29 protein-coding genes and 1 pseudogene are annotated in these 22060 nt (G+C 45.1%); 23 read left to right on the plus strand and 7 right to left on the minus strand.

Annotated elements, in window-relative coordinates; translation table 11 throughout:
* Positions 1 to 79: 79 nt before the first annotated feature.
* The 8 genes from DIJ65_RS05325 (at position 80) to DIJ65_RS05360 (ending at position 6238) form a co-directional block, all read left to right on the plus strand.
* Complete coding sequence (locus tag DIJ65_RS05325; RefSeq protein ID WP_117300702.1) at positions 80 to 775, plus strand: type 1 glutamine amidotransferase domain-containing protein; 696 nt, start codon at positions 80 to 82, stop codon at positions 773 to 775.
* A gap of 19 nt (positions 776 to 794) precedes the next feature.
* Positions 795 to 1865, plus strand: coding sequence for a type III polyketide synthase (locus tag DIJ65_RS05330; RefSeq protein ID WP_117300704.1), 1071 nt, complete (start codon positions 795 to 797; stop codon positions 1863 to 1865).
* The gene (locus tag DIJ65_RS05335; RefSeq protein WP_117300706.1) at positions 1862 to 2377 is read left to right on the plus strand and encodes an isoprenylcysteine carboxyl methyltransferase family protein; all 516 of its coding nucleotides are present in this window, start codon (positions 1862 to 1864) and stop codon (positions 2375 to 2377) included. Before DIJ65_RS05330 ends, DIJ65_RS05335 begins: the two co-directional genes overlap by 4 nt.
* 101 nt (positions 2378 to 2478) lie before the next feature.
* A complete protein-coding gene (locus tag DIJ65_RS05340; protein WP_117300708.1) occupies positions 2479 to 2763 on the plus strand; it encodes a hypothetical protein in 285 nt (94 codons plus the stop codon).
* Between the two features lie 86 nt (positions 2764 to 2849).
* A complete protein-coding gene (locus tag DIJ65_RS05345; protein WP_117300710.1) occupies positions 2850 to 3938 on the plus strand; it encodes an AI-2E family transporter in 1089 nt (362 codons plus the stop codon).
* A gap of 89 nt (positions 3939 to 4027) precedes the next feature.
* Complete coding sequence (locus DIJ65_RS05350; protein WP_117300712.1) at positions 4028 to 4810, plus strand: transporter substrate-binding domain-containing protein; 783 nt, start codon at positions 4028 to 4030, stop codon at positions 4808 to 4810.
* A gap of 58 nt (positions 4811 to 4868) precedes the next feature.
* Positions 4869 to 5513, plus strand: coding sequence for an amino acid ABC transporter permease (locus DIJ65_RS05355; RefSeq protein ID WP_117300713.1), 645 nt, complete (start codon positions 4869 to 4871; stop codon positions 5511 to 5513).
* Positions 5510 to 6238: an amino acid ABC transporter ATP-binding protein gene (locus tag DIJ65_RS05360; RefSeq protein ID WP_117300715.1), complete on the plus strand. Its 729-nt coding sequence runs from the start codon at positions 5510 to 5512 to the stop codon at positions 6236 to 6238. Before DIJ65_RS05355 ends, DIJ65_RS05360 begins: the two co-directional genes overlap by 4 nt.
* A gap of 57 nt (positions 6239 to 6295) precedes the next feature.
* Here DIJ65_RS05360 and DIJ65_RS05365 read toward each other — a convergent pair whose 3' ends face one another.
* The 3 genes from DIJ65_RS05365 to DIJ65_RS05375 all read right to left on the minus strand — a co-directional run bounded on the left by DIJ65_RS05365 (position 6296) and on the right by DIJ65_RS05375 (position 7990).
* The gene (locus tag DIJ65_RS05365) at positions 6296 to 6571 is read right to left on the minus strand and encodes a hypothetical protein (protein ID WP_117300717.1); all 276 of its coding nucleotides are present in this window, start codon (positions 6569 to 6571) and stop codon (positions 6296 to 6298) included.
* A 110-nt stretch (positions 6572 to 6681) separates the two neighbouring features.
* Positions 6682 to 7122: a peptidylprolyl isomerase gene (locus DIJ65_RS05370; protein WP_117300719.1), complete on the minus strand. Its 441-nt coding sequence runs from the start codon at positions 7120 to 7122 to the stop codon at positions 6682 to 6684.
* A gap of 76 nt (positions 7123 to 7198) precedes the next feature.
* Positions 7199 to 7990, minus strand: coding sequence for an SDR family oxidoreductase (locus tag DIJ65_RS05375; RefSeq protein WP_117300721.1), 792 nt, complete (start codon positions 7988 to 7990; stop codon positions 7199 to 7201).
* Between the two features lie 222 nt (positions 7991 to 8212).
* Between DIJ65_RS05375 and DIJ65_RS05380 the strand changes: the two genes are divergently transcribed.
* From DIJ65_RS05380 to DIJ65_RS05390, 3 genes are all read left to right on the plus strand, one after another.
* Entirely contained in the window at positions 8213 to 9199 is a 987-nt protein-coding gene (locus DIJ65_RS05380; protein ID WP_117300723.1) for an NAD(P)/FAD-dependent oxidoreductase, read from the plus strand.
* A gap of 52 nt (positions 9200 to 9251) precedes the next feature.
* Positions 9252 to 9494 carry a hypothetical protein gene (locus DIJ65_RS05385; RefSeq protein ID WP_142836465.1) on the plus strand — a complete coding sequence of 81 codons (243 nt, stop codon included), beginning with the start codon at positions 9252 to 9254 and terminating at the stop codon, positions 9492 to 9494.
* Positions 9495 to 9621: 127 nt separating this feature from the next.
* Positions 9622 to 10266, plus strand: a complete 645-nt coding sequence (locus DIJ65_RS05390; protein ID WP_117300725.1) for a Type 1 glutamine amidotransferase-like domain-containing protein — start codon at positions 9622 to 9624, stop codon at positions 10264 to 10266.
* Between the two features lie 56 nt (positions 10267 to 10322).
* Here the strand turns inward: DIJ65_RS05390 and DIJ65_RS05395 are convergent.
* A pseudogene (locus DIJ65_RS05395) lies at positions 10323 to 10688 on the minus strand (BCCT family transporter); the annotation flags it as partial.
* Between the two features lie 312 nt (positions 10689 to 11000).
* Between DIJ65_RS05395 and DIJ65_RS05400 the strand changes: the two are divergent.
* From DIJ65_RS05400 to DIJ65_RS05430, 10 genes are all read left to right on the plus strand, one after another.
* Positions 11001 to 11795: a 3D domain-containing protein gene (locus DIJ65_RS05400; protein ID WP_117300727.1), complete on the plus strand. Its 795-nt coding sequence runs from the start codon at positions 11001 to 11003 to the stop codon at positions 11793 to 11795.
* Between the two features lie 212 nt (positions 11796 to 12007).
* Positions 12008 to 12481: a GNAT family N-acetyltransferase gene (locus DIJ65_RS05405; protein WP_071152159.1), complete on the plus strand. Its 474-nt coding sequence runs from the start codon at positions 12008 to 12010 to the stop codon at positions 12479 to 12481.
* A gap of 192 nt (positions 12482 to 12673) precedes the next feature.
* Positions 12674 to 13087 carry an NUDIX hydrolase gene (locus tag DIJ65_RS05410; RefSeq protein ID WP_230321310.1) on the plus strand — a complete coding sequence of 138 codons (414 nt, stop codon included), beginning with the start codon at positions 12674 to 12676 and terminating at the stop codon, positions 13085 to 13087.
* Between the two features lie 22 nt (positions 13088 to 13109).
* Entirely contained in the window at positions 13110 to 14276 is a 1167-nt protein-coding gene (locus tag DIJ65_RS05415; RefSeq protein ID WP_071152160.1) for a PstS family phosphate ABC transporter substrate-binding protein, read from the plus strand.
* Positions 14277 to 14338: 62 nt separating this feature from the next.
* Positions 14339 to 14494: a hypothetical protein gene (locus tag DIJ65_RS16245; RefSeq protein WP_169816774.1), complete on the plus strand. Its 156-nt coding sequence runs from the start codon at positions 14339 to 14341 to the stop codon at positions 14492 to 14494.
* A gap of 77 nt (positions 14495 to 14571) precedes the next feature.
* The gene (locus DIJ65_RS16510) at positions 14572 to 14928 is read left to right on the plus strand and encodes a hypothetical protein (RefSeq protein WP_230321311.1); all 357 of its coding nucleotides are present in this window, start codon (positions 14572 to 14574) and stop codon (positions 14926 to 14928) included.
* A 179-nt stretch (positions 14929 to 15107) separates the two neighbouring features.
* The gene (locus tag DIJ65_RS16515) at positions 15108 to 15524 is read left to right on the plus strand and encodes a CorA family divalent cation transporter (protein WP_230321312.1); all 417 of its coding nucleotides are present in this window, start codon (positions 15108 to 15110) and stop codon (positions 15522 to 15524) included.
* Between the two features lie 197 nt (positions 15525 to 15721).
* Positions 15722 to 15859, plus strand: coding sequence for a hypothetical protein (locus tag DIJ65_RS16250; protein ID WP_154706079.1), 138 nt, complete (start codon positions 15722 to 15724; stop codon positions 15857 to 15859).
* 100 nt (positions 15860 to 15959) lie between these two features.
* Positions 15960 to 17594, plus strand: coding sequence for a ribosomal protection-like ABC-F family protein (gene abc-f / locus DIJ65_RS05425; protein WP_117300729.1), 1635 nt, complete (start codon positions 15960 to 15962; stop codon positions 17592 to 17594).
* 88 nt (positions 17595 to 17682) lie between these two features.
* On the plus strand, positions 17683 to 18444 hold the full coding sequence (locus DIJ65_RS05430) for an STAS domain-containing protein (protein WP_117300731.1): 762 nt from the start codon (positions 17683 to 17685) through the stop codon (positions 18442 to 18444).
* Positions 18445 to 18573: 129 nt separating this feature from the next.
* On the opposite strand, the gene DIJ65_RS05435 is transcribed toward DIJ65_RS05430, so the two are convergent.
* Positions 18574 to 18900 (minus strand): winged helix-turn-helix transcriptional regulator, encoded by a 327-nt coding sequence (locus DIJ65_RS05435; RefSeq protein WP_117300732.1) that lies wholly within the window; start codon positions 18898 to 18900, stop codon positions 18574 to 18576.
* A 137-nt stretch (positions 18901 to 19037) separates the two neighbouring features.
* Between DIJ65_RS05435 and DIJ65_RS05440 the strand changes: the two genes are divergently transcribed.
* Positions 19038 to 19889: a VOC family protein gene (locus DIJ65_RS05440; protein WP_117300734.1), complete on the plus strand. Its 852-nt coding sequence runs from the start codon at positions 19038 to 19040 to the stop codon at positions 19887 to 19889.
* 49 nt (positions 19890 to 19938) lie between these two features.
* On the opposite strand, the gene DIJ65_RS05445 is transcribed toward DIJ65_RS05440, so the two are convergent.
* Positions 19939 to 20427 (minus strand): hypothetical protein, encoded by a 489-nt coding sequence (locus DIJ65_RS05445; RefSeq protein WP_117300736.1) that lies wholly within the window; start codon positions 20425 to 20427, stop codon positions 19939 to 19941.
* Positions 20428 to 20549: 122 nt separating this feature from the next.
* On the opposite strand from DIJ65_RS05445, the gene DIJ65_RS05450 reads away from it, so the two are divergent.
* Positions 20550 to 21509, plus strand: a complete 960-nt coding sequence (locus tag DIJ65_RS05450) for a nuclease-related domain-containing protein (protein ID WP_117300738.1) — start codon at positions 20550 to 20552, stop codon at positions 21507 to 21509.
* Positions 21510 to 21772: 263 nt separating this feature from the next.
* Here the strand turns inward: DIJ65_RS05450 and DIJ65_RS05455 are convergent, their stop codons facing one another.
* Complete coding sequence (locus tag DIJ65_RS05455) at positions 21773 to 22027, minus strand: hypothetical protein (RefSeq protein ID WP_117300740.1); 255 nt, start codon at positions 22025 to 22027, stop codon at positions 21773 to 21775.
* Positions 22028 to 22060 lie beyond the last annotated feature (33 nt).

The raw sequence follows: 22060 nt of genomic DNA on the forward strand, positions 1-22060 counted from the left end.
GTTCGATGGATAAGGAGTAAACTTCTTGCGAAAGGGAATAATGTAAAAAATTAAGAAAATTATCTGAAAGGGGATTGGCATGCAAAAAATATTGGTGGTTGTGACAAATAATTCGAGACTCGGGGAGAATGGCAAAAAGACAGGGTTATGGCTCAGGGAACTCACGGACTTTTATCATGAAGTAAAAGACAGGTATGGGGTGGATATTGTCAGCACAGCGGCAGACCGGGTGCCGATTGATCCGAGAAGCCTGGTGGCAGCTGTAACGCATAAACAGACACGCCATTATTATATGGATGACGATTTTATGGTGCAATTGAAAAAGCCCTTGGTACCCGAACAGGTAGACGCCGAAAATTATGCGGCGATCTACTTTACTGGCGGCCATGGGACGATGATGGATTTTCCGGATAATACGGCATTGCAGGAATTGACGCGTGATATTTATGAGCAGGGCGGTTATGTTTCGGCTGTCTGCCACGGCCCAAGCGGTTTGCAGAATGTTCGGCTGTCAAACGGCAGGTTGTTGTTGGCGGGTCATGTCGTAACCGGTTTTTCGGATACGGAAGAGAAGGCGGCGGGAATGTTCAAGCACATTCCGTTCTCGCTGGAACAGATCTTGAAAGATCGCGGCGGGCTGTATAAAAAAGCTTCCGTCCCCATGGCCGCCTGCACAGTCGTCTCAGGCAGGCTGGTGACCGGACAGAATCCGGCTTCTGCCAGAGGTGTCGCCCTTAAGTTGCTGGATCAGCTTGAGGCGACGAAACAAGTTTAAAGGGAAAGGAGCTCATGTAATGTCCGTCATTCGAAAAGTGGTAACAGAAAACGCTCCATATCACGTCGATCAAAAGGAAATTGTCCAAGTCGTCAGAAGTTTATTTGGTGAACATTTCAGTGATATCGAAAGGCTGCTGCGGGTTTTTGGAAATGGCCAGATTGAAGGACGATACTTTGCGGCGCCACTGGAATGGTTCGAGAGAGAAAGAGGATTGGAAGAAAAGAACCGTCTATATATAGAAGAAGCTGTACGCATGGGCAGCCGGGCAGTGGAGCGGTGTCTGAGCGAAAGTGGAACAGCTATGGATGAAATCGATGCTTTCATCTTCGTGTCCAGTTCCGGCATGTCGACGCCAACGATAGACGCCAGGATCATGAATGAATTGAAGATGCCTCCGCATATCAAACGTTTGCCGATTTGGGGTCTCGGTTGTGCTGGCGGCGCAGCGGGTCTTAGCAGGGCTCATGATTATTGCAGAGCTTACCCGGATGCCAAAGTGCTCGTTCTGTGTATCGAATTGTGCAGCCTGACATTTCAGCGCTCCGATCTTTCCAAAAGCAATTTGATCGGCACTTCCTTATTCTCGGACGGCTCGGCTTGTGCGCTGGTTGCCGGTGAACAGGCAGCTGGAGATAGTACAGGTTTTTTTATCCATGATACCCAATCAACTTTGATGGCCGATTCGGAAGATGTGATGGGATGGGATGTGAAAGATGACGGGCTGCACGTCGTTTTCTCACGCGATATCCCCCGGATCATTGAAAGTTGGTTGAAGCCGAACTTAGATCAATTTCTGGAAAAACTGGGTCGAAAACCGGAAGATATCCAGCATTTCATTGCCCATCCGGGAGGAAAGAAGGTTTTAGCCGCCTATGAAAAATCATTGGCCATTGGTGCAGAAAAAACTGAAAATGCCAGAAATATATTAAGGGGTTTCGGCAACATGTCTTCTCCCACCGTGTTATATGTATTGAAGGAATTTATGGAGCAACAGCCGAAACCTGGAGAGCAAGGTATTTTGACTGCACTTGGTCCAGGTTTCAGTTCAGAGATGCTATGGGTAGAGTGGAGGGAAAAGAGTGGATGAGAGGATTCTTTTATATCTTATTCATCTTTGTCATCCTGCAGAGACTGGCGGAGATGGCATACGCTAAATCCAATGAAAAGCGAATGAAAAAAGAAGGAGCAATCGAATCGGGGGCAGCACATTACAAATGGATTGTGCTTCTCCACCTGCTTTTCTTTATCGCTTTGCTTATCGAAGTGCTTTTCTTTGAACTTTTAAACAACCGCTTATGGTGGATATTCCTGATTATTTTTGTCATAGCACAAATTCTGCGAATTTGGGCATTAGCCTCATTGGGCCGTTTTTGGAATACCAAAATCCTGATCCTACCAGGAGCGAAAAAAGTCCGGAAAGGGCCTTATCGCTGGTTTCCACATCCCAATTATATTGTTGTTGCACTCGAAATTGCTTCTTTGCCGCTGATTTTTGGAGCCTGGCGAACAGCCTTAGTCTTCACAGCAGCAAATGCATTATTGTTGCTGTTTGTCCGTATTCCGGCTGAAGAAGAGGCGCTTCGGAAAATGGAAAGCTGAGAAACTGTATGAAAAATCTTCAATTTTCCTAGTTAAATCTATGATTTAAGGGTATACAACATTATATGGCATGAAATTCAGTTTCTATTTGGAGGGATTCGATGAAGAAATCAACGGTGGTTACAGTATTAAGCAGTGCCTTCGCGGCGATTGCAGGCATATTCGTTTATAAGTCCTATCAGGAAAAAGCGAAGCAGGAAGCTTTGGAGAAGGACGTAGATATGCACAACAGCAGGGAAATAGACCAGCGTGAAAGTGTTGAGGCAGATGTAGATTCTGCTGAAAAGGGGCTGACTCAATTGGATTCGGCTTATCGGGATGAATGGCAGGCAAATGCATTCCCCCAAACCCACAGGGAATTGGATGAATTGGAAAAAGATAAATAATATGTAAATTTTTCAGGGCGAAAGCGGAGAGAAATCTTGCTTTCGCTCTTTTTGCCGAATTAATTTAATGGAAGGAGAGAAATCGTTTGTGGATCAGAAAGCCGTTCTTTGAATATGCTGCAGGTGCAATACTGATTTTGATCATTGTATTTTTCCTCGGAAAAATTGATTACGCACTATGGCCATTCAAGGTCATCATCGCAACACTTTTTACACCTATTTTGATTGCAGGTTTGTTTTATTATCTTTTGCGTCCATTGGTTAATCTGCTGAGGCGCTATGTTCCGAAATTGGCTGGCATAGCCATTGTATTTACCATCATTGCACTTATTTTTGCACTTGGTGTTTATGTATTCGGTCCTACCATTCAAGAGCAAGTGGAAAGTTTCCTGGAATTGGCACCTGAAAAAGTCGAGGAAGTGACTGAGGAATCCGAAACTGCAATGGCGAATTTTGAATTTATGGGTATCGAGGGTTCAGAAATTCGAGCGAGAGCATTGTCTTATATCCAATCCATTTCTGATGGACTTGTCGATAATGTTACCAGTATCTTATCCGCATTAATGAACATTGCAGTCGTCATTATCGTCGTGCCATTCATTCTTTTCTTCTTATTGAAGGATGATGAAAAACTGGTTCCGCATATCACAAAATACCTGTCCGAAGAGCATAAGCCGGAAGGACGGAAATTATTGAAGGATGTAGATACTACATTATCCACCTATATTGTCGGCCAAGTGTTGGTGGCGATGACAGTCGGTGTGCTGATGTACATCGGCTATTTGATCATCGGGTTGGAGTACGCGTTGACTTTGGCCATTTTTGCGATGTTCCTGATCATCATTCCTTTTTTGGGTCCGCTTCTCGGCATTATTCCTGCCATATTTGTAGCTCTTGTGAATGGTGAGCCCTTTATGGTTGTCAAAATTGTAATCGTTCTTTTGGTTGTCCAGCAATTGGAAGGTAATCTCATTACACCGAATATTATGGGAAACCGGCTAAATATTCACCCGTTGACGATTATATTATTGTTGATGATCGCGGCAGCCCTCTATGGCTTTATCGGACTGCTGATTGCTATTCCGCTCTATGCCGTATTAAAAACATTAATCCACAATTTCCGGCTATTCATCCGATTAAGGAAGAAGCGCGAGGTTGCTGAAAATTCCGATTGAATTTATAGAGAAATAGGATAACTTTATTATGTTTTAGAAAATTATGATATATTAGATATGTACTTACTTTTCACAAAGGGGGAAATATAATGAAAAAGTTTGGTTTTATCACGATGCTTTTAGCATTGATGCTGTTCATGGCGGCATGCGGATCTGACGAAGATACTTCTTCGGGGGATGGAGAAAGCGGCAGTGAAGAAGAAGTGTATCAAGTAGGAATTGATACGACTTACCCGCCGTTCGAGTATGAAGTTGACGGTGAATATACAGGAATTGATATTGACTTGATCAATGCGATTGCTGAAGACCAGGGATTCGAAATTGAATTCAATCCAATGGACTTCGGCGGGATCATTCCGGCTTTACAGGCTGGGCAATTGGATATTGCAATTGCTGGTATGAGTATTACAGATGAGCGAAAAGAAGTCGTGGATTTTTCTGATCCCTATTTCGATGCAGGTCTGTCTCTTGTTGTAAGCTCAGACAACGAGGAAATTACATCGCTTGAAGATCTCGAAGGCAAGACAATTGCAGTGAAGAGCGGCACGACCGGCGCTCAATTTGCACGTGACAATCAAGAAGAATACGGTTACGAAATTGCCCAGTTTGAAGACAGCCCTGCCATGTTCCAGGAAGTTTCAAATGGCAATGCCGATGCATTGATGGAAGATTATCCGGTAATCGCTTATGCCATTGCTGAAAGTGAACTTGAGCTGAAAACCGTTGGAGATCGTTTGACGGGTGACCAATATGGTATTGCCGTGCTGAAAGGCGAAAATGCTGAATTACTGGAAAAAATTAATGCAGGACTTCAGTCATTGCGTGACAGCGGAGAATACGATGAGATTCTCAACAAGTACATTGCTGAATAAAAAATAGCATGCAGCGCGCAGATGCGCGCTGCATTTTTTATGGAAAGAGGTTATGTGAATGGATGCGATGATAAATGCCTTGCCGTATTTACTGGAAGGCCTGCAAATTACACTTTATATTTTCTTTATCGCCATTATTTTCGGATTTCTGATTGGACTGCTTATGGCTTTACTGCGCTTGTCGCCTTTCAAAATATTGAACTGGATTTCCAAGATTTTTGTCGATGCCATTCGGGGTACACCATTTATCGTTCAATTGTTTTTCATTTACTTTGGTTTGAACTCATTTGAATACCTGTCGATGGATAACACTACGGCGGGCATTGTGACCGTGGCAATCAATGCAGGGGCGTATTTTTCTGAAATCATCCGTGCCGGTATCCAGTCAATCGACAAAGGGCAAACGGAAGCGGCGCGTTCACTTGGTTTGAATTCGACACAAAACATGCGCCACATTGTTTTGCCGCAGGCGTTCAGACGGATGCTGCCGACTTTCACCAACCAGGCGATTATTTCGTTGAAAGATACCTCGCTCCTGTCGGTAATCGGCGTAGCTGATTTAACACAGGAAGGCCGGATTCAAGCGAGTGCGACTTTCCAGGCCTTTGAAATCTACTTGCTTCTTGGTATTATTTACTTCATCGTCATATACTTGCTCTCCATGCTGGCGAGCTTTGTAGAAAGGAAGTTTGTATTGCGATGACTATGATCAGAGTCGAAAACCTAAAAAAATCATTCGGTGATCTTGAAGTTATTAAAGACATGAGTACAGTGGTCGAAGAAAAAGAAGTCATTTGTGTAATCGGTCCGTCCGGTTCGGGAAAAAGTACGTTTCTTCGCTGTCTGAACCGGCTGGAAGAGATTACGGACGGACACGTATATATTGAAGGCGTGGATATTACCGACCCGAAAAATAATATCAATAAAATCCGACAGGACGTCGGTATGGTATTCCAGCAATTCAATCTGTTTCCACATAAAACGGTGATGCAGAATGTAACGCTGGCACCTATGAAACTCAAAGGATTGGACAAGGCCGCTGCCGAGAAAAAAGCGTACGAGTTACTCGACAAGGTAGGATTGCGTGAGAAAGCTCAAGCATATCCAGGCGAACTTTCGGGTGGACAAAAGCAGCGTGTCGCCATCGCGCGGGCACTTGCAATGGATCCAAAGATCATGCTGTTTGATGAACCGACATCGGCGCTTGACCCTGAAATGGTCGGCGATGTGCTGGATGTTATGAAGGAACTTGCCCGGGAAGGCATGACGATGGTGGTTGTAACCCACGAAATGGGCTTCGCTGCTGAAATGGGTGATCGCGTCCTGTTTATCGATGGCGGTTTTATCGTGGAAGAAAATGTTCCGAAGGAATTATTCGGCAATCCGCAGCACGAACGGACGAAAGCATTCTTGAGTAAAATTTTATAGAAAGAAAAAGCTCCTTACCGAATTTCGGCAAGGAGCTTTTTTCTTTCTTATCGATGTCTAGACTCCGACGGCCCAACTCTTCGGGTCATAAGCCACTTTGGCTATGCGGCTGAAAAGACGCCGCTTCGCCAAATCGTCCAAACCCTTATTGCTCCTGCATCGCTGCGCTAGCTTCGTCGCAAAGAGATGTCCCAAATTGCATTTGGTCCATCTCTTGCCTTTCAGAGTTAAACGGGCGCTTGCGCTTTTTGTTGTCCAGACTCCAGCGGCCCAGCTCTTCGGGTCATAAGGCAGCCCAGCTGCGCGGCCGAGGCCACTTCGCTGGTCTGTCAAAAACCTTATTGCTCCTGCATCGCTTCGCTAGCTTCGTCGCAAAGAGATGGACCAAATTACATTTGGTCCATCTCTTGCCTTACAGAGCTTAACGGGCGCTTGCGCTTTTCTTATTCTTCGTCAAACACATGTACTTTCGTCATTTTGTCGCCGTTTTTCATTGCTTTGGCAGTTTCGAGGCCTGAAGTGACCTGGCCGAAAACTGTATGCACGCCGTCAAGATGCGGTTGTGGTGCATGAACGATAAAGAACTGGCTTGAGCCTGTGTCTTTGCCTGCGTGTGCCATTGAAAGACTGCCAGCCTGGTGTTTATGCGGGTTGCCTTCAGTTTCACATTTGATTGTTTTGCCGCTGCCGCCAGCGCCAGTTCCTGTAGGATCGCCGCCTTGGCTGACGAAGCCTGGAATTACACGGTGGAATGTAACGTCGTTATAGAAACCGGAGTTTGCCAGTTCCTCAAAGTTTGCTGCTGTGTTCGGTGCTTCATTCGGAAAAAGCTCGAATTCGATGATTTCGCCGTTTTCCATGTGGATGTGGCCTTTTTTCGCCATATATAACATCTCCTTTTCGGTTTGTTCATTTTCAAGTATAGCGATTTTGATGAGCTGTGTATAATGATTCGACGGTTTACAGCGCTTTCAGCAAGCCACCGTCGACCACCAGCGATTGTCCGGTCATATAGGAGTTGGCAGAAGAAGCAAGAAAAACCAGGATTTTCGCGAATTCCTCTGGTTGTCCCATGCGTCCTCTCGGAATTTGCTTTTCTGTATTTTCAACCACTTGTTCAACTGTCAGGTTCTGCTTGTCAGCGGCAACCTGGTTGAGTTCAGCAACGCGGTCGGTCGCAATTTTGCCGGGGCCGACTGTATTGACAAGAATGTTGTCTTCTGCCACTTCGCGTGCCAGTGTCTTTGCAAATCCGACCATTCCGGCGCGGAACGTGTTGGACAGGATCAGTCCGTCCAGCACTTCTTTAGTCGAAGAGGAAGAGACATTGATGATGCGGCCGAATTGCTGTTCTTTCATATAAGGCAGGACTGCGCGCGAAGCACGGATATAACTTAGAAGGTTTTGGTCGAAAGCCTGGTACCAGTCTTCATCCGTTACGCCATCAAAACCGCCGGCTTTCGGTCCACCCGTATTGTTGATCAATACATCGACACGGCCCGCCTTTTCAGCGACAAAAGAAAAGAACTTCGAAATATCCTGGTCGCTTGTCATATCACATGATTTATAAAATACCTGATCATTGCCGGATTCTTTTTTAATGTCTTCTGCCGTCTGCTGCAGCTTTTCTTCGCTGCGGCTGGAAATAAAGACGATTGCCCCTTCTTTGGCAAACTCCATCGCTGTCGCTTTGCCGAGGCCTTTGCTGGAAGCCATAACCGCTACTACTTTATCCTTTAACCCTAAATCCATCCAAATTCACCCTTTCAGTTTTTTCTGCCTTTTCCAGTTTACCGAAAGGCGGCACATATTGCAGTCCCGGAGTGCTTGGGTTCTGAATTTTCTTAGTGTCCAGACTTCAGCGGCCCATCTCTCCCCATTGCTTTTCGAATTAAATCGGTCAATAGTCCAATGGCGTGAAATAGGATAAAATATGATAGGATATATATATTGATATTAATGGGAGTGTTTTAAATGGAAGAACGCGAAATTTTTGATATTACAATTATCGGCGGCGGGCCAACAGGCTTGTTTGCTTCCTTTTACGGCGGAATGCGAAAGATGAAGGTTAAGATTTTGGACAGCCTGCCCCAGCTTGGCGGCCAGTTGACAGAGCTTTATCCTGATAAATATATTTACGATGTCGGCGGTTTTCCGAAAGTGCTGGCGAAAGATCTGGTGGACAATCTGACAGTTCAGGCGAATTACGGCGATCCGACAATTTGTTTGGAAGAAACCGTATCAGCAGCTGAACGCCAAGGTGACCATTTTGTCATCCGTACGGATAAAGGTGAGCACTACTCGAAAACGATTCTATTGACTGCGGGAGTCGGGGCTTTCCAGCCGCGCAAACTGGCAGTTCAAGGCATTGAAGGGTTTGAAGGGAAGACGCTGCATTACGGTGTAAAAGATCTTACAATGTTCAGCGGTAAGAAAGTTGTCGTTCTTGGCGGCGGAGATTCGGCCGTGGACTGGGCAATGATGCTGGAAAATGTAGCCGATCACGTAACATTGAGCCATCGCCGCGAAAAAATGACGGCCCACGAAGCCAATGTGGACACAATGATGGCTTCAACTGTAACTGTCAAGAAACCCTTTGGCGTCCAGGAACTGGTCGGCGAAAACGGCGAGATTCGTGAATTGGTGCTGATTGATAAAGAAGGCACCGAAGAGCGCCTTGAAGTTGATCATGTCATCGTCAACTACGGAAATATTACGTCGCTTGGACCGTTGAAAGAATGGGGCCTAGAGATGGAGAAAAACTCCGTGGTCGTCAACTCCAAAATGGAGACGAGCATCGAAGGCATCTATGCTGCCGGAGACGTCGCGACTTACGAAGGAAAAGTGAAATTGATCGCAGTAGGCTTTGGTGAAGCCCCAACCGCTATCAACAACGCGAAAGCGTATCTCGATCCAAAGTCGAAAGTTCAGCCGCTTCACAGCACAAGCGTATTCAAGTAACCAGAAGCAATTCCGTTTTAATAACGGAATTGCTCTTTATGTTGGAGAGGTTTTGGACAAGAATGATTGCTGTTTAGAAAACTGTTTTCTACTTGCTGGAATAAATTGGAAGAAAAATAATGGCTTATGTACCAAGGCTTTGGATTTGATTGAAAATAACCGTTGCGCTCATAAAACCTGTTTTGCCGATCATAAACGCATGAATGCCGATCATAAAAGTGCAAATGGCGATCATAAAACACGATTTGCCGATCATAAATCGCGGTCACATCATTTTCAATGCGCAGGTGAATAAAACTTGGATTTATTTTCCACGCAAAACTAACTGAATCGATATAAAATCTCTTCTTTATAAGATAATAAAGGTAGAACTGTATTCATAATTCAAAGCCAGAGCAAAATTGGCATAAAGGATGGTCTGAATGGGGAAATTGTTTTTTTACAGTGACCAGGTGAGGGGAACGCCAGGAAATGAGCGATTGGACCAGCTGCTGCTGGAGGGTTTGGATCCTGAAAAGCTCAAGATAGCCTACATTCCTTCTACGGAAGACAGGGACAAAACTTATTTCAAGCTGAAAGCGCAATATTACAGCCACTATGGCATTCGGGAGATGATGTTTTTTGATCTGTTCAGTGAGTATGATCCCGCACAAATGGAGCCATTGCTGAAATGTGACATCATCCACCTTTCATCAGGAAATCCGATTGAACTTCGTAAAGCTTTGGAACACAGGGGGATGGATGAACTGTTGCGTGAGTATTTCAATCATGGTGGAACTTTAGTGGGAGTCAGCGCCGGCGCTGTGCAATTTGGCAAATCCGCGAAATTGTTTCAACTGTTTATCGGAGATTCCGGTGAAAAGATAAACGCTTTGCAAATGGTTGATTTCGATTTTTTGCCTCATTACAACAGATGGGATGAGGCATACAAAAAGAAAGTACGCGCGTATGCCGAAACAAGCGGTACCACGGTATATGCCGGCAATGACGGCGATGGCCTGATTGTGGATAACGGCAAAATCCAACTGATCGGCGATATCACTGTTATTAACGGGAATCAAAACTAAAGGTTGTTAATGCAAAAGAAAAAGCATTTCCGCTTCGGCAGCGGGAATGCTTTTTTTTATTGTCTTCTAACTCTTTTGGTTTTAGTGACCACCGGATCCAGCGACGCGGCCTTAAAGAACGCAACCCCCATCAGTATGACCACGACAGAAAACGGCAGGGCGGCAATGATCAGGGTATTCTGCAATCCCTGGGTTCCACCGGAATAGATGACGATGGCGGCTACCGCTGACTGGATAAGTCCCCAGGTGATTTTTACGAGGTTCGGCGGATTGATCATGCCGCCGGTCGTTTGCATACCCCACACGAAAGTGGCCGAGTCCGCAGAAGTGATAAAGAAGATGGCCACTACGAACAGGGTCATGATCGACATCAAAGTTCCGAGCGGATAATTCTGCAAAACACCGAAAGTTGCGGTTTCCAGGCCAGGCAGAAACGATGAAATAGAAATTTTTCATGCGGCAAGTCGACCGGGGGATGAAAAGTGGAGAATGAAGCTTTGCTTTATAATTTGGTTTAGCCTGTTTTCCTCATAAATAAACGCAGATAGCGAAAAAGCCGGCTGGATTTCTGCGGATTTTTTTCGGAAACAGAATAAATAGTTATATTACAGAGTGTAATATATATCACTTTCACGTAACGTAATTGTTAAATTACAACTGTCGTTTTGTCATTGTCCTGAAATGTTCAGGTGTTATAGTATGTCTTGTGTTAGTGAAAAGGAGGAATTTCATTTATGAAAAAGCAAATCGTTACACTAACTGCAATCGCAGCTCTTAGTGTAGGCGCGGCAACAACTGCAAGCGCTGATTCAACGTATACAGTCAAATCCGGTGATACTCTGTGGGGCATCTCACAAGAAAAAAATGTGTCTGTTAGTGAGTTGAAAGGTTGGAACGACCTTTCGTCAGATCTTATTTTCCCGAAACAACAGCTTAGCGTAGGGGAAGCAAAAGAAGAAGCAGCAGCAGAGAAATCATCTTATACAGTAAAAAGCGGTGATACGCTATATCGTATCGCAGTAAGCAACAAAATCTCATTGGACGAGTTGATGAGCTGGAACGGCATCACTGGGCATTTGATCTATCCTGGTGACAAATTGGTAGTCAGCGGCGGAACAGCAGTTTCAGCTCCAAAAGCACCGGCAGCATCTACAACACCAACATCAGCACCAGCACCGGCACCTGCTCAGTCAACTGCACCGGCCCAAACTTCAGCACCGGCACCATCATCACAATCCGGTAAAGAAATGACGGTATCAGCAACAGCTTACACAGCATTTTGCGTTGGATGTTCAGGAACTACGTATACAGGAATTGACCTGCGTGCGAATCCGAACCAAAAAGTAATTGCAGTAGACCCTACAGTAATCCCGCTTGGATCTAAAGTATGGGTTGAAGGCTACGGCGTAGCTATCGCTGGAGACATTGGCGGAGCTATCAAAGGCAACAAAATTGATGTATTCATCCCATCACAAGAAGCAGCTCTTCAATGGGGCCGTAAAAACGTAACAATCAAAATCCTAGAATAGAATAAACCAGCTACAAAGCCGAGGTGACCATTCCCTTGGCCTTTTTTTATGGAAAAAATAAAGAATCACTAATCAGCATCAACATTATTTATAAGAATATTCCGAAAATAAGTGGAAATCGGCTGCTTACTTCTATAAACTGAGAGAGAACAAGCTTGTAACACCAGTAGAATCCGTTAATGGGAAAAATATGGACCATAGGAGGATGCAGCATGCCGATGAACATTAAAGTGATTGATGATCTGAGTAAAGTGGATGTTTCGAAATTGGTGGAAGAAAGTGAAGCGGAAGGATACAGGTTTCTGCGACGACTGGTCACTCAGTACGAAGATGGGACCAACACATTCGATAAAGCAGGGGAAGTACTTTACGGAGTTTGGGATCATACGGGGGAATTGGTGGCAATCGGCGGATTGAACAGGGATCCATACTCGGATAAAAGCGGAGTCGGCCGTTTGCGCAGATTTTATATTTCCGAACATGTCCGCCGGCAAGGGATTGGGACGAAGTTATTAAGAGAGATTTTAAAATACGGAAAAGACCATTTCAATGAAATTGTCGTCCGGACTGATTCTTCTGCAGCGGATGCTTTTTACAGGGCAAACGGGTTTTCCGCTGACCTGGGCATGCCCGATGCTTCACACCATATTACTCTCAACAAGGATCTTTCAAAAACAGCAAAATAAAATTCCGGCTGCCGAGAAGTTTTCGGCAGCTTTTTTAACGTTAAAGAATTATTTTGATGACAATCGCCGGATTACGGAAAAATATGGTATCTTGAAAAAAGAACAGCATCCGAATACTTTTCGGTTAATAAAATCTTCAGCGGGCAATAAAAATCTATTTCCGCACTGAAAAAACGAGTTGGGAGAGATTTGATGGAAATGTCTAATTGGAAAGGTGCAGCAGCTGTCTGCATCAACGACCAGAGCGAGGTATTGATGATATTGCAGGGGCCGCCGGACGAGGAAAAGAAATGGGGGTTGCCGGCAGGGCCGCCGGAAGGGGATGAAACGCTCGAACAAAGCTGCATCCGTGAATTTGCTGAAGTAACAGGTCTCGAAGCCCGAATTCTCAGACACGCCGGAATCAAAAAAGACAGCTACGATAATGCAGATGTTGCAGTGGAGCTGCATTATTTCCTGGTGGAAGTTGTCGGGGGACAGCTTGCGGTACCGGAAGAAGATCCCTGGATCCGTGAAATTGTCTGGCAACCCGTCGCAAAACTGGACGGGTTGGATCTGGCTGATCCGGGAGAAGCGGAACTGATCAGCTCACTGCTGGAAAATTAGAGATCAAACACGGGGGATGGGAATGGTGGAAAAGTTTGGAAGGGTAATGCAGGCAATTTTTTATTTTGTGTTATTTTTTGGTGTAATAGGAATTCCAGTTCTGCTTTATGTTTTACTGAGCGGAGCTTTTCATTTAATCGGACTTGTAATCGCAGGGATTTTCACCTTGTGGCTGCTGTATCTTTTTGTGGATATCGACTTGTACAAAAAACAGAACGGCAAAAAAATTGCGTCGGGAATCATTGTGTTGTGTTTATTGATCGGCGCTTCGTTCTCTGTTCCTCATTATTACAAGCAAAGTTTCGCACAAGTTGACGGGGAAGTGAACCTCGAAGACTACCAACCGTTTACGGACAGCGAAAAATTGGCGCGGCTGAATTCAACGGCAAGTTTCAAAATAGAACATGACTTGCCAAAATTGGATGGGGCAACGGCACTTTATCCGCTGTATGCCGCTTTTGTGGAAGCGGTTTATCCTGCGGGCGATTACCCTTCTTATGATCCTGTTAACAGCGATGTGGTTTCAACGACGACCCGCGAGGCGTATGACCGTCTTTTGGCGGGCAAAACCGACATTATCTTCGTGGCCGGCCCTTCAGCCGGCCATCAGAAAACTGCTGAAGCGAGAGGCATTGAGTTGGAAATGACACCGATTGGCCGTGAAGCCTTCGTTTTTTTCGTCAACTCGCGAAATGTAGTAGATGATTTGAGCAGCGATGAAATCAAAAATATCTATGCCGGTGAAGTCACGAATTGGTCGGATGTCGGAGGTAAGAATGACGAGATTCGGGCCTTCCAGCGTCCGGTTGACAGCGGAAGCCAGACTACGTTCATCAAGTTCATGGAGGAAACGCCGATTCAGGAGCCGGAAATTGAAGAAATGGCCTCCGGAATGGGCGGCATCATCAGTGAAGTGGCCAGCTACAGAAATTACAAAAATGCCATCGGCTATACATTCCGTTTTTTCTCGGTGGAAATGGTACAAAACGACAAGATAAAATTGTTGGCAGTCGATGGAGTAGAACCTTCCATCGAAACAATCCGTTCGGATGAATACCCTTTGTCTGCGGAATTCTATGCCGTAACAGCAGGATCCGACAACCCGAATGTCGGGCCGTTTATCGAATGGATCCTGTCGGAAGAGGGGCAGGAATTGGTCGAAAGCACCGGATTTGTCTCCATTGAGTAAGGATTGAAATGTGGAGAAACGGGTATTTTATGGAGTAATATGCCCATAAAGGAGGGGAAGGCATGAAAAAGGAAAAGGAGAATCACGAAGGCGAAAAATTGATTCCTGAAGTCGAGCCCCGACGAGATGCACCGAAAGAAAAAGAAATGGATCCCATGCCGGATCGGGATCTGGAGTATAAAGAAAACTCCAATGAAAAATACAGGGACCAAAATTGATATCGACGACAAAGCAAGTCTTGCAGGCTTGCTTTTTTTAGATTTCTACTAATGGCGTTCACTGAAGGAGGATAGCCATGCCGAAATATACGTTCAGCCCCGCAGTTTGGCATGAAGAAACTACTGATGAAGAAAACACGTTTATTCAGCTGCTGCCGGAAAGCATCCAGAGACATTCCTGGCGGGATGAATGCAGGGAAATGACTGTCAACATCCTTCATGCCGATACCACTATTCCAGGCAAAGAGACGATTTGGGGATCGTTGATCTACAAACAGAGCCCCAAAAACAAGAATGACCTGCGGACGCTCCATTTTTTCCTGTCAAATGAAATTCTTCTAATGAACAAACTCGATTACGAGGAAGACGAAGACATGGACAAGAAAAAGATCCTTCAGCAGATGGACCGGCTGACAGTCCTGTTGAATTGCTGATGATTCTTCTTGGTGCAATGACAGGCTCACTTTTGCATAAAATTGACGGGTTTGAAGAGCGGCTGCGCAATCTGCTTTGGAAAATCAGAATCGAGAATAACAAAAAGACTTTGTCGGAAATCGAAAGCATTCGACACGAAATCCTATTGTGAAAAAATGTCATCTTGGGTTTTATTGAAATGAAAATGGTCATGCCCGAAACTTTTGGGAAAAAGATTATAGATGGACCTGAGTTTTACAGGACTTCTGCACGAATTGACCGGATCAGTATGCTGATCAATGCTTACGAAGACGAAGTGAATAATATGGTGGACATGGAAAATGTAGTTGCCAATTACCGGGGCAATGAAATTATAAAAACCTTGACGGTACTGACGACACTTTTCACCCCGGTCATGGCTTTCGGTGCTTTATGGGGGATGAATTTCAGAAACATGCCTGAATTGACTTGGACATTCGGTTATCTGGTCTCCCTCACTATTATTGTATTATCAACTGCCATTTTATATTATTACCTGAAACGGAAAGGTTGGACCGGAGATATCCTGGAGTCAATAAAAAAAGAAAATACGATAAAAGACAGACGTCGGGATTGATGTTCCGCTATCAAAGTTGAACTGGTAATCCATCGGGGCCGAAATTCCGAAAAACTGCTCCGGAGCCAGGGGCAGAAGCACGGGTATTTCTTAGGTGTTTTTTACATGCAGATCCGGATGGAATATTCTGATTTTCAGATTGACGGTTTCGTGTACTTCAATTAAAATAGAAGAAATGAACGAAGGAGGTGGGTACGATGGATCAAACTGGTAAACGCATGACAGAGTGTCAGGAATATCTCTACATTCTTCATGGCGTCACTTTCACTGGAATCGATGCAAGGGAGGAGTCTGTCCTTTTTCAGCCAATCGAATCGTGTGAAATTTACCAGTAAGAGACATCTGCCTGTAAACGGAATTCCCAAAAGGCATGCGTCCTTGCATGCCTTTTTTGTTTTGGCCGGCGTCTCTTCCTGAAAGGAAAGGAAGAGACCTATGATTATCAGCCAATTTCAGCAAATACAGTGTCATTTTGCGACACATAAATTATTCAATCACATAAAAGGGGGAGTTGCCGAGGGCAAACGGATCGGTCTCGTTGGCCGCAACGGGGAAGGGAAGACCACCTTATTGAACATTCTGGCCGGGGAGCTGGAAGCGGACGAGGGCCAGGTGACCTGGAAAAAAGGAAGTAAAATCGGGTTATTAAAACAGACCCCTGACGAAGAAGGGAGCCACACGGTATATGAATTACTGAGTGCCGTATTCGCCGAGCTCATTAAAATCCAGCAGCAGTTGAAGGAAATGGAAGGACGCATGGAAATTGCCGCCCCTGAGGAATTGGAAGGGTTGCTGTCCCGTTACGGCAGTGTACAGGATGATTTTATACAGCGTGGCGGCTATGAAATTGATGTCCGGATCGACCAGGTTTTAAACGGACTGAAAATTACTCATCTGAAGCTTGAAAGCTGGGATCACCTCAGCGGTGGTGAACGAACCAAGGCCGGCTTGGCAAAACTGCTCTTGCAGGAACCGGATTTGCTGTTGCTGGACGAACCGACGAATCACCTGGACCTCGAGTCGATTGAGTGGCTCGGTTCATTTATCAGCCATTACAAAGGCACCGTTGTACTGGTTTCACATGACCGCTATTTTCTGGATGAAACAGTTACCCATATTTGGGAACTGGACCAGGGGGACCTGATTCAATACACCGGCAATTATTCGGCTTATGTCAAGGAGCGGGAAGCCCGGTTGCTGATTGAGTTCCAGCAGTTCCAGGATCAACAGAAGAAAATTCAGAAGATGAAAGAAACGATCAAACGCCTGAAAGAATGGGCAAACCGTGCCAATCCACCAAATGCCGGGATGCACCGGAGAGCAAAAAGCATGGAGAAGGCGCTGGCGCGGATCGAAGTGCTGGACCGTCCTGTCCTTTCAAAGGAGCAGATGGCGCTCGAGTTTCACTCCAGTGATCGCAGCGGCCGGGATGTCGTCTTAATGGAAGAGGTTTGGAAAGGGTACGGCGACCGAATTCTGTTCCACGACGCTTCGCTGCATATCCGAGTGGGTGAAAGAGCCGCCATAGTCGGTGCCAATGGAACCGGCAAAACGACTTTGCTCAACCTGATTCTGGGCAACGAAGAAGCGGATGCCGGCACGATCCGGACAGGCAGCAATTTATCGATTGGCCATTTGTCGCAGCATACGCTTGAAATGGACAATGACCGCAGCATCATCGATGAGTTCAGAGATACGGTAGCGGTTTCCGAGTTTGAAGCCCGCCATTTACTGGCCAAATTCCTGTTTTTCGGGAACATGGTCTTCCAGCCGGTCCGCCAATTGAGCGGAGGCGAGCGCATGAGACTCCGGCTTGCGCAATTAATGCATATGAATCATAATTTTCTTGTACTGGATGAACCGACCAATCATTTGGATTTGGAAGCGAAAGAAGTAATGGAAGAGGCGTTGGCCGATTTCCCGGGCACTATCATCGCCGTTTCCCACGACCGTTATTTCCTGGATAAATTGTTCCCGGTGACCTATTGGCTGCACGATCAGCAAATTGAGCGTTTTGAAGGGGGGTATTCTGCTGCAAAAGCAAAACGGACACTGGCGGCAGCGGAATAATATTTTCTGCTTAAAGCTTACTTTGGGCTTTCTTGTGTCATAATAAGGGTATTGTCTATAATTTGATATTGAAGGAGCAGAAAGAAATATGGCAGCAATTGGTACTATACCATCTACGATATCGTTACTCAGCGCGCTTGATCATATAGGCGAAACGATTATGATCGCTGATACGTCTTATAACATCACCTGGATGAATTCGGAAGCCTGCCGTCTGCTGGCAGAAGTTTCGCCTTTATACGGAATAGATAATTGTGAAGAAATTATTGGCATGAATATGGATTTGTTCCATAAGGTGCCGAAGCATCAAAGAGAAATGATGAGTAAGTTAAAGGATATCCACCGTTCACGTATCAATATCCGGGACGAATTTGTTACAGATATCGTAATTACGCCGATTATAGCTGAGGATAGCCGGATTGACGGTTATATCATCATGCTGATGGATGTCACAACCCAGGCTGAAGAACAGGCGCGCACCAAAAAGCTCCTCAAGGAATTATCGATACCGATGCTGCATATATGGGACAAGACAATTGCGCTTCCGCTGATCGGAGAGTTTGATAAGATGCGTTCCAATGAGTTGATCGCTACAGTGTTGACTGAATGTGCGAACAAGGACATTGAATATGTATTGGTGGATTTGAGCGGTATTACGGAATTCGAAAATCAGGTCCGCTATCAGATCCAGATGATGACCGATAGCTTGAGCCTTATCGGCACTTCCTGTATTTTGGTGGGAATCAGCCCGAAACTGGCCATGTCGATTGTTCAGCTCCAAAGCGGAACTCCGACTTTCAGTTCGGCGTATTCAGGATTGCAGTATATTATGGCTAAACAGAAGGAATGATTTTGCCATTTGCGCTCCCTGCGCAAATGGTTTTTTTTATCGGAAAGGGAAAGGGGAAACCGGTTTGAAGTAAAAAACACATAATGAAATCCAAACAAAAGCGGCCATCTGAACTTCAGATGAGCCGCTTTAATTGGGCTGTACAGGTGCTTCGATCCATTCCTGGGACCAGCTTTGAATTTCGTCCATCACCGGTTTCAAAGAACGGCCTTTTTCGGTCAGTTCGTATTCAATGCGGACAGGAGTTTCCGGATAGACGGTACGGGATACAAGGCCTTGTGCTTCGAGGTTTTTCAGACGTTCAGACAGCAGACGTCCGCTGATGCCGATCACTTCGGTCAATTGGCTGAAACGTTGCGGCCCGGACAACAGCTGATAGATGATTAAACCCGTCCACCGTTGGCTGAGTATGGAAATGGCGGCTTCAAAACGCGGACAGATAACGGATGTATCCATGAATGTTCACTCCTTTATCCATATGATAGCACAGCTTTCCTCTATTATAAAAGAATTAAGTTACTTGACATACTATGGTAACTAAAATAAAATATGTTACATAAAGTAACTAACTAAAAGAAATGAGGAATACAGACATGAATTTCCATCAAAAGCCTGTAACCTATACAGATGAAGTTGGTTTAAAAGTGCTGAATTTGGAGGAGATGAAGAAATTCTATCAGGAGATTCTCGGATTTCAGGTCATTTCTGAAACAGAAAGTATGGTCCAGTTGGGGACAGACGGAAAGAGCCTGATCAGATTGACAGCTGTCGATGGACTGGAACCGAAATCAGAGCGGTATGCAGGTTTGTACCATTTCGCTGTTTTATTGCCGAGCCGCAAAGACCTTGGGAAAGTCTTGTTGCATCTGCATCAGCAAGGGCTGCGTCTCGGCTCATCGGACCATTTGGTAAGCGAAGCGCTTTACTTATCCGATCCGGAAGGCAACGGAATCGAAATCTACCGTGACCGGGATCCCGAGGAATGGAGCTGGAACAAAGGGGAAGTCGCGATGGCGGTCGATCCGCTCGATGCCGAAGGACTCTTGGAGGAAGCGGGACTTTCAGGTGAAAGCTGGAGCGGCATGCCATCCGGAACTGTAATGGGCCATGTCCACCTTCATGTCTCGAATCTGGATGAAGCGGAAAATTTCTACACGGACGGACTCGGGTTTGAAGTCGTGACTTCAATGGGCGGCCAGGCATTGTTTCTTGCTGACCGGAAATACCATCACCATATCGGTTTGAACGTCTGGAATGGTGTCGGCGTACCGCCTCTTCCGGAACAAACGGCAGGACTGGATTTTTATACTTTGGTGTTCGCGGACGAAGCTAAACGCAGTCAGGTGGCTGAACGCCTTCGCTCACTCGGTGCAGAAGTGACCGAGGCTGCCGACCACTGGGAAACACGCGACCCTTCCGGAAATAAGATTCGATTGGCGGTTTAATATTGGAAAGAAGAACCCGGCTCAGTAAAAAGGAGCCGGGTTTTTTGATTTAATTTTTTACTGTTTCAACTTCTTTTATCACGCTACCGCTTGAAAGAGGACTTTCAGTAATTATATGTCCATCTATAATAGAAACAGCATATTTTCCACTAGAAAGCTGGATATAGTTCATATCTTCTTTGTCTTTTTCAATGTAAATAGTATACTCACTATTTTCCTTTGTCTCCAATTCCCAGAGTGCACCAGATGTTATAGAAACATTGTCTGATATTCGCTTAACGTAATAGCCTTCCTTGTCCTCGATTAATTCACCCACAAAATATGTACTATCGTTTGGTTCTGTTACCAATAAACTTTCATCGTTCAATGTTGTAAACATATCAATATTTCCTTTCACATTTTCATACTGAATGAAATGTTCGAGGGCTTCTTCCTTTGAAGAGAAATAATTTATTTCATCCTGCTGACTGCAGGCAGCCAGTAAAAGAATAGCTGCAACTATTAGAATTGCCTTCAACTTCTTAATGATGTTCTCCACCTTCGCCGTTTTCTTTTAGATTAACACAGATGTATTTTGTGAATGGATATATTTTTGAAATTTACAAAAACTTTCAAGTGGAATGCTATAATTTTCGTGTAACTAACTGAAAGGGGTGTGGAATGGAAAGAGGAGTTGCGGTTTTATTGACGGAAGTCCAAGCGTTGGAGGCTTTGATCCGGCGGCTGCCGGCACAGCATCCATATCAAAAGTTTTTGGAAGTGGAGCTGCATAAAGTGAGCGCCGGCAAGCGTGGCGAAGAGAAGCTTCTCAAAAAGCTGGATGAGTTTAACTGGAAGGAAGGCTTTCTAATCTTTCCGGATGTCAGTCTCAGCCAGGGAAATCAGAGGATCCAGATGGACAGCCTGCTATTGACGGATTCGCAGGCAATTATCATCGAATCGAAAAACATTCATGGAAAGATTCATTTTGATTCGGGAACCGGCGAATTTTATCGGTACGATAAAGGCGGAGAAAAGACGGTGATGGATGACCCGGTAATCCAGCTGAAAAGAAATATGCGTTTTTTCAATGAGTGGCTGAAATCCAGGGAACTGGATCTTGTCGTCAAAGGCCTGGTCGTTTTCACTGCAAAAGAATGTGAATTTATCTCTAAACCGCAGAACGTCCCCATCTGCAAAACCTACCAACTCCATGAATATCTCTACAGCATGCTCGGTGCGGCACCTCGAGAATCGACCATCAATGTGAAGAAAGTGAAAAAACTGATCGACAGCCAGCAGACGCCGTACAAGCGGGTTCCGCTTTGCGATTATTACCGGATTGATCCATCTGCTTTAATCGGTGGCGTCCGTTGCGCGGACTGCGGAATTTTTGGGAGCGGAACCATAAAAAAGGCTGGCTGGCTCTGCAATAAATGCGGATACACCGATCCCACAGCCATCCACAACACATTAAACGAATATTTCTCCTTAATCAGCCACACGATTTCCAATAGCGAGCTGCGAAAATTTTTCCAGCTAGAATCGCGCCACGCGGCATCCAGAATTCTGGTGAAATACGGAATGGAAAAGAGTGGAGCGAAGAAAGTGCGGAAATACAAGATTGGAATTCCAAATTAAGGAATAATAGCTCATGCCGATCATAAAACTCATTATAGCGATCACAAATGACCGTATGCCGATCATAAAACTACTTATAGCGATCATAAAATTTGGTCCTGTCGCTTTTCGCCTGCGAAAAGCATCAATAATGGTTTTTATTTCCACCGGAAAAGCCCTGAATCGATGAATTTAGCGCTCGAACCGGGCCAATCTATAACTTTCATGAATAAAATCTTCAAAAAACACAAAAAATCCGGCCTCCTCAATAGGAGCCGGGTTTTTTAATGGTCAAAAGAAAGCCTGAGGCAGCTTTGGCCAGATTGAATTGAATATCTGTCATCCCCGTTTTTAGCGGTGGAAGTGGAAGTCATATGACTGTCTGCCGGAGCAGATGGATTTGCGCGCATTTCCTGAAAAACCTGCTGGCGCTCCTGTTTTTTAAAATCTTCAAGTGGATTCCCATAGAAAGAAAACAGGATGGCTCCGAATGCAATGGTGATCAAAGTGATGCCCAAAAAGGAAAGGAACCCCTTCATGTGAAACCCCGCTTTCTAGTGTGTGCTTATGAT

The organism is Planococcus salinarum (assembly GCF_007004625.1).
GTDB classification, from domain to species: domain Bacteria; phylum Bacillota; class Bacilli; order Bacillales_A; family Planococcaceae; genus Planococcus; species Planococcus salinarum.

Excerpts from the sequence above, each read along its gene's own strand:
- DIJ65_RS05325 (WP_117300702.1), top strand. The coding sequence starts at position 80 with ATGCAAAAAATATTGGTGGTTGTGACAAATAATTCGAGACTCGGGGAG.
- DIJ65_RS05330 (WP_117300704.1), top strand. The coding sequence starts at position 795 with ATGTCCGTCATTCGAAAAGTGGTAACAGAAAACGCTCCATATCACGTC.
- DIJ65_RS05335 (WP_117300706.1), top strand. The coding sequence starts at position 1,862 with ATGAGAGGATTCTTTTATATCTTATTCATCTTTGTCATCCTGCAGAGA.
- DIJ65_RS05340 (WP_117300708.1), top strand. The coding sequence starts at position 2,479 with ATGAAGAAATCAACGGTGGTTACAGTATTAAGCAGTGCCTTCGCGGCG.
- DIJ65_RS05350 (WP_117300712.1), top strand. The coding sequence starts at position 4,028 with ATGAAAAAGTTTGGTTTTATCACGATGCTTTTAGCATTGATGCTGTTC.
- DIJ65_RS05355 (WP_117300713.1), top strand. The coding sequence starts at position 4,869 with ATGGATGCGATGATAAATGCCTTGCCGTATTTACTGGAAGGCCTGCAA.
- DIJ65_RS05360 (WP_117300715.1), top strand. The coding sequence starts at position 5,510 with ATGACTATGATCAGAGTCGAAAACCTAAAAAAATCATTCGGTGATCTT.
- DIJ65_RS05370 (WP_117300719.1), bottom strand. The coding sequence starts at position 7,122 with ATGGCGAAAAAAGGCCACATCCACATGGAAAACGGCGAAATCATCGAA.
- DIJ65_RS05375 (WP_117300721.1), bottom strand. The coding sequence starts at position 7,990 with ATGGATTTAGGGTTAAAGGATAAAGTAGTAGCGGTTATGGCTTCCAGC.
- DIJ65_RS05380 (WP_117300723.1), top strand. The coding sequence starts at position 8,213 with ATGGAAGAACGCGAAATTTTTGATATTACAATTATCGGCGGCGGGCCA.
- DIJ65_RS05390 (WP_117300725.1), top strand. The coding sequence starts at position 9,622 with ATGGGGAAATTGTTTTTTTACAGTGACCAGGTGAGGGGAACGCCAGGA.
- DIJ65_RS05400 (WP_117300727.1), top strand. The coding sequence starts at position 11,001 with ATGAAAAAGCAAATCGTTACACTAACTGCAATCGCAGCTCTTAGTGTA.
- DIJ65_RS05405 (WP_071152159.1), top strand. The coding sequence starts at position 12,008 with ATGCCGATGAACATTAAAGTGATTGATGATCTGAGTAAAGTGGATGTT.
- DIJ65_RS05410 (WP_230321310.1), top strand. The coding sequence starts at position 12,674 with ATGGAAATGTCTAATTGGAAAGGTGCAGCAGCTGTCTGCATCAACGAC.
- DIJ65_RS05415 (WP_071152160.1), top strand. The coding sequence starts at position 13,110 with ATGGTGGAAAAGTTTGGAAGGGTAATGCAGGCAATTTTTTATTTTGTG.
- DIJ65_RS16245 (WP_169816774.1), top strand. The coding sequence starts at position 14,339 with ATGAAAAAGGAAAAGGAGAATCACGAAGGCGAAAAATTGATTCCTGAA.
- DIJ65_RS16510 (WP_230321311.1), top strand. The coding sequence starts at position 14,572 with ATGCCGAAATATACGTTCAGCCCCGCAGTTTGGCATGAAGAAACTACT.
- DIJ65_RS16515 (WP_230321312.1), top strand. The coding sequence starts at position 15,108 with ATGAAAATGGTCATGCCCGAAACTTTTGGGAAAAAGATTATAGATGGA.
- DIJ65_RS16250 (WP_154706079.1), top strand. The coding sequence starts at position 15,722 with ATGGATCAAACTGGTAAACGCATGACAGAGTGTCAGGAATATCTCTAC.
- abc-f (WP_117300729.1), top strand. The coding sequence starts at position 15,960 with ATGATTATCAGCCAATTTCAGCAAATACAGTGTCATTTTGCGACACAT.
- DIJ65_RS05430 (WP_117300731.1), top strand. The coding sequence starts at position 17,683 with ATGGCAGCAATTGGTACTATACCATCTACGATATCGTTACTCAGCGCG.
- DIJ65_RS05435 (WP_117300732.1), bottom strand. The coding sequence starts at position 18,900 with ATGGATACATCCGTTATCTGTCCGCGTTTTGAAGCCGCCATTTCCATA.
- DIJ65_RS05440 (WP_117300734.1), top strand. The coding sequence starts at position 19,038 with ATGAATTTCCATCAAAAGCCTGTAACCTATACAGATGAAGTTGGTTTA.
- DIJ65_RS05450 (WP_117300738.1), top strand. The coding sequence starts at position 20,550 with ATGGAAAGAGGAGTTGCGGTTTTATTGACGGAAGTCCAAGCGTTGGAG.
- DIJ65_RS05455 (WP_117300740.1), bottom strand. The coding sequence starts at position 22,027 with ATGAAGGGGTTCCTTTCCTTTTTGGGCATCACTTTGATCACCATTGCA.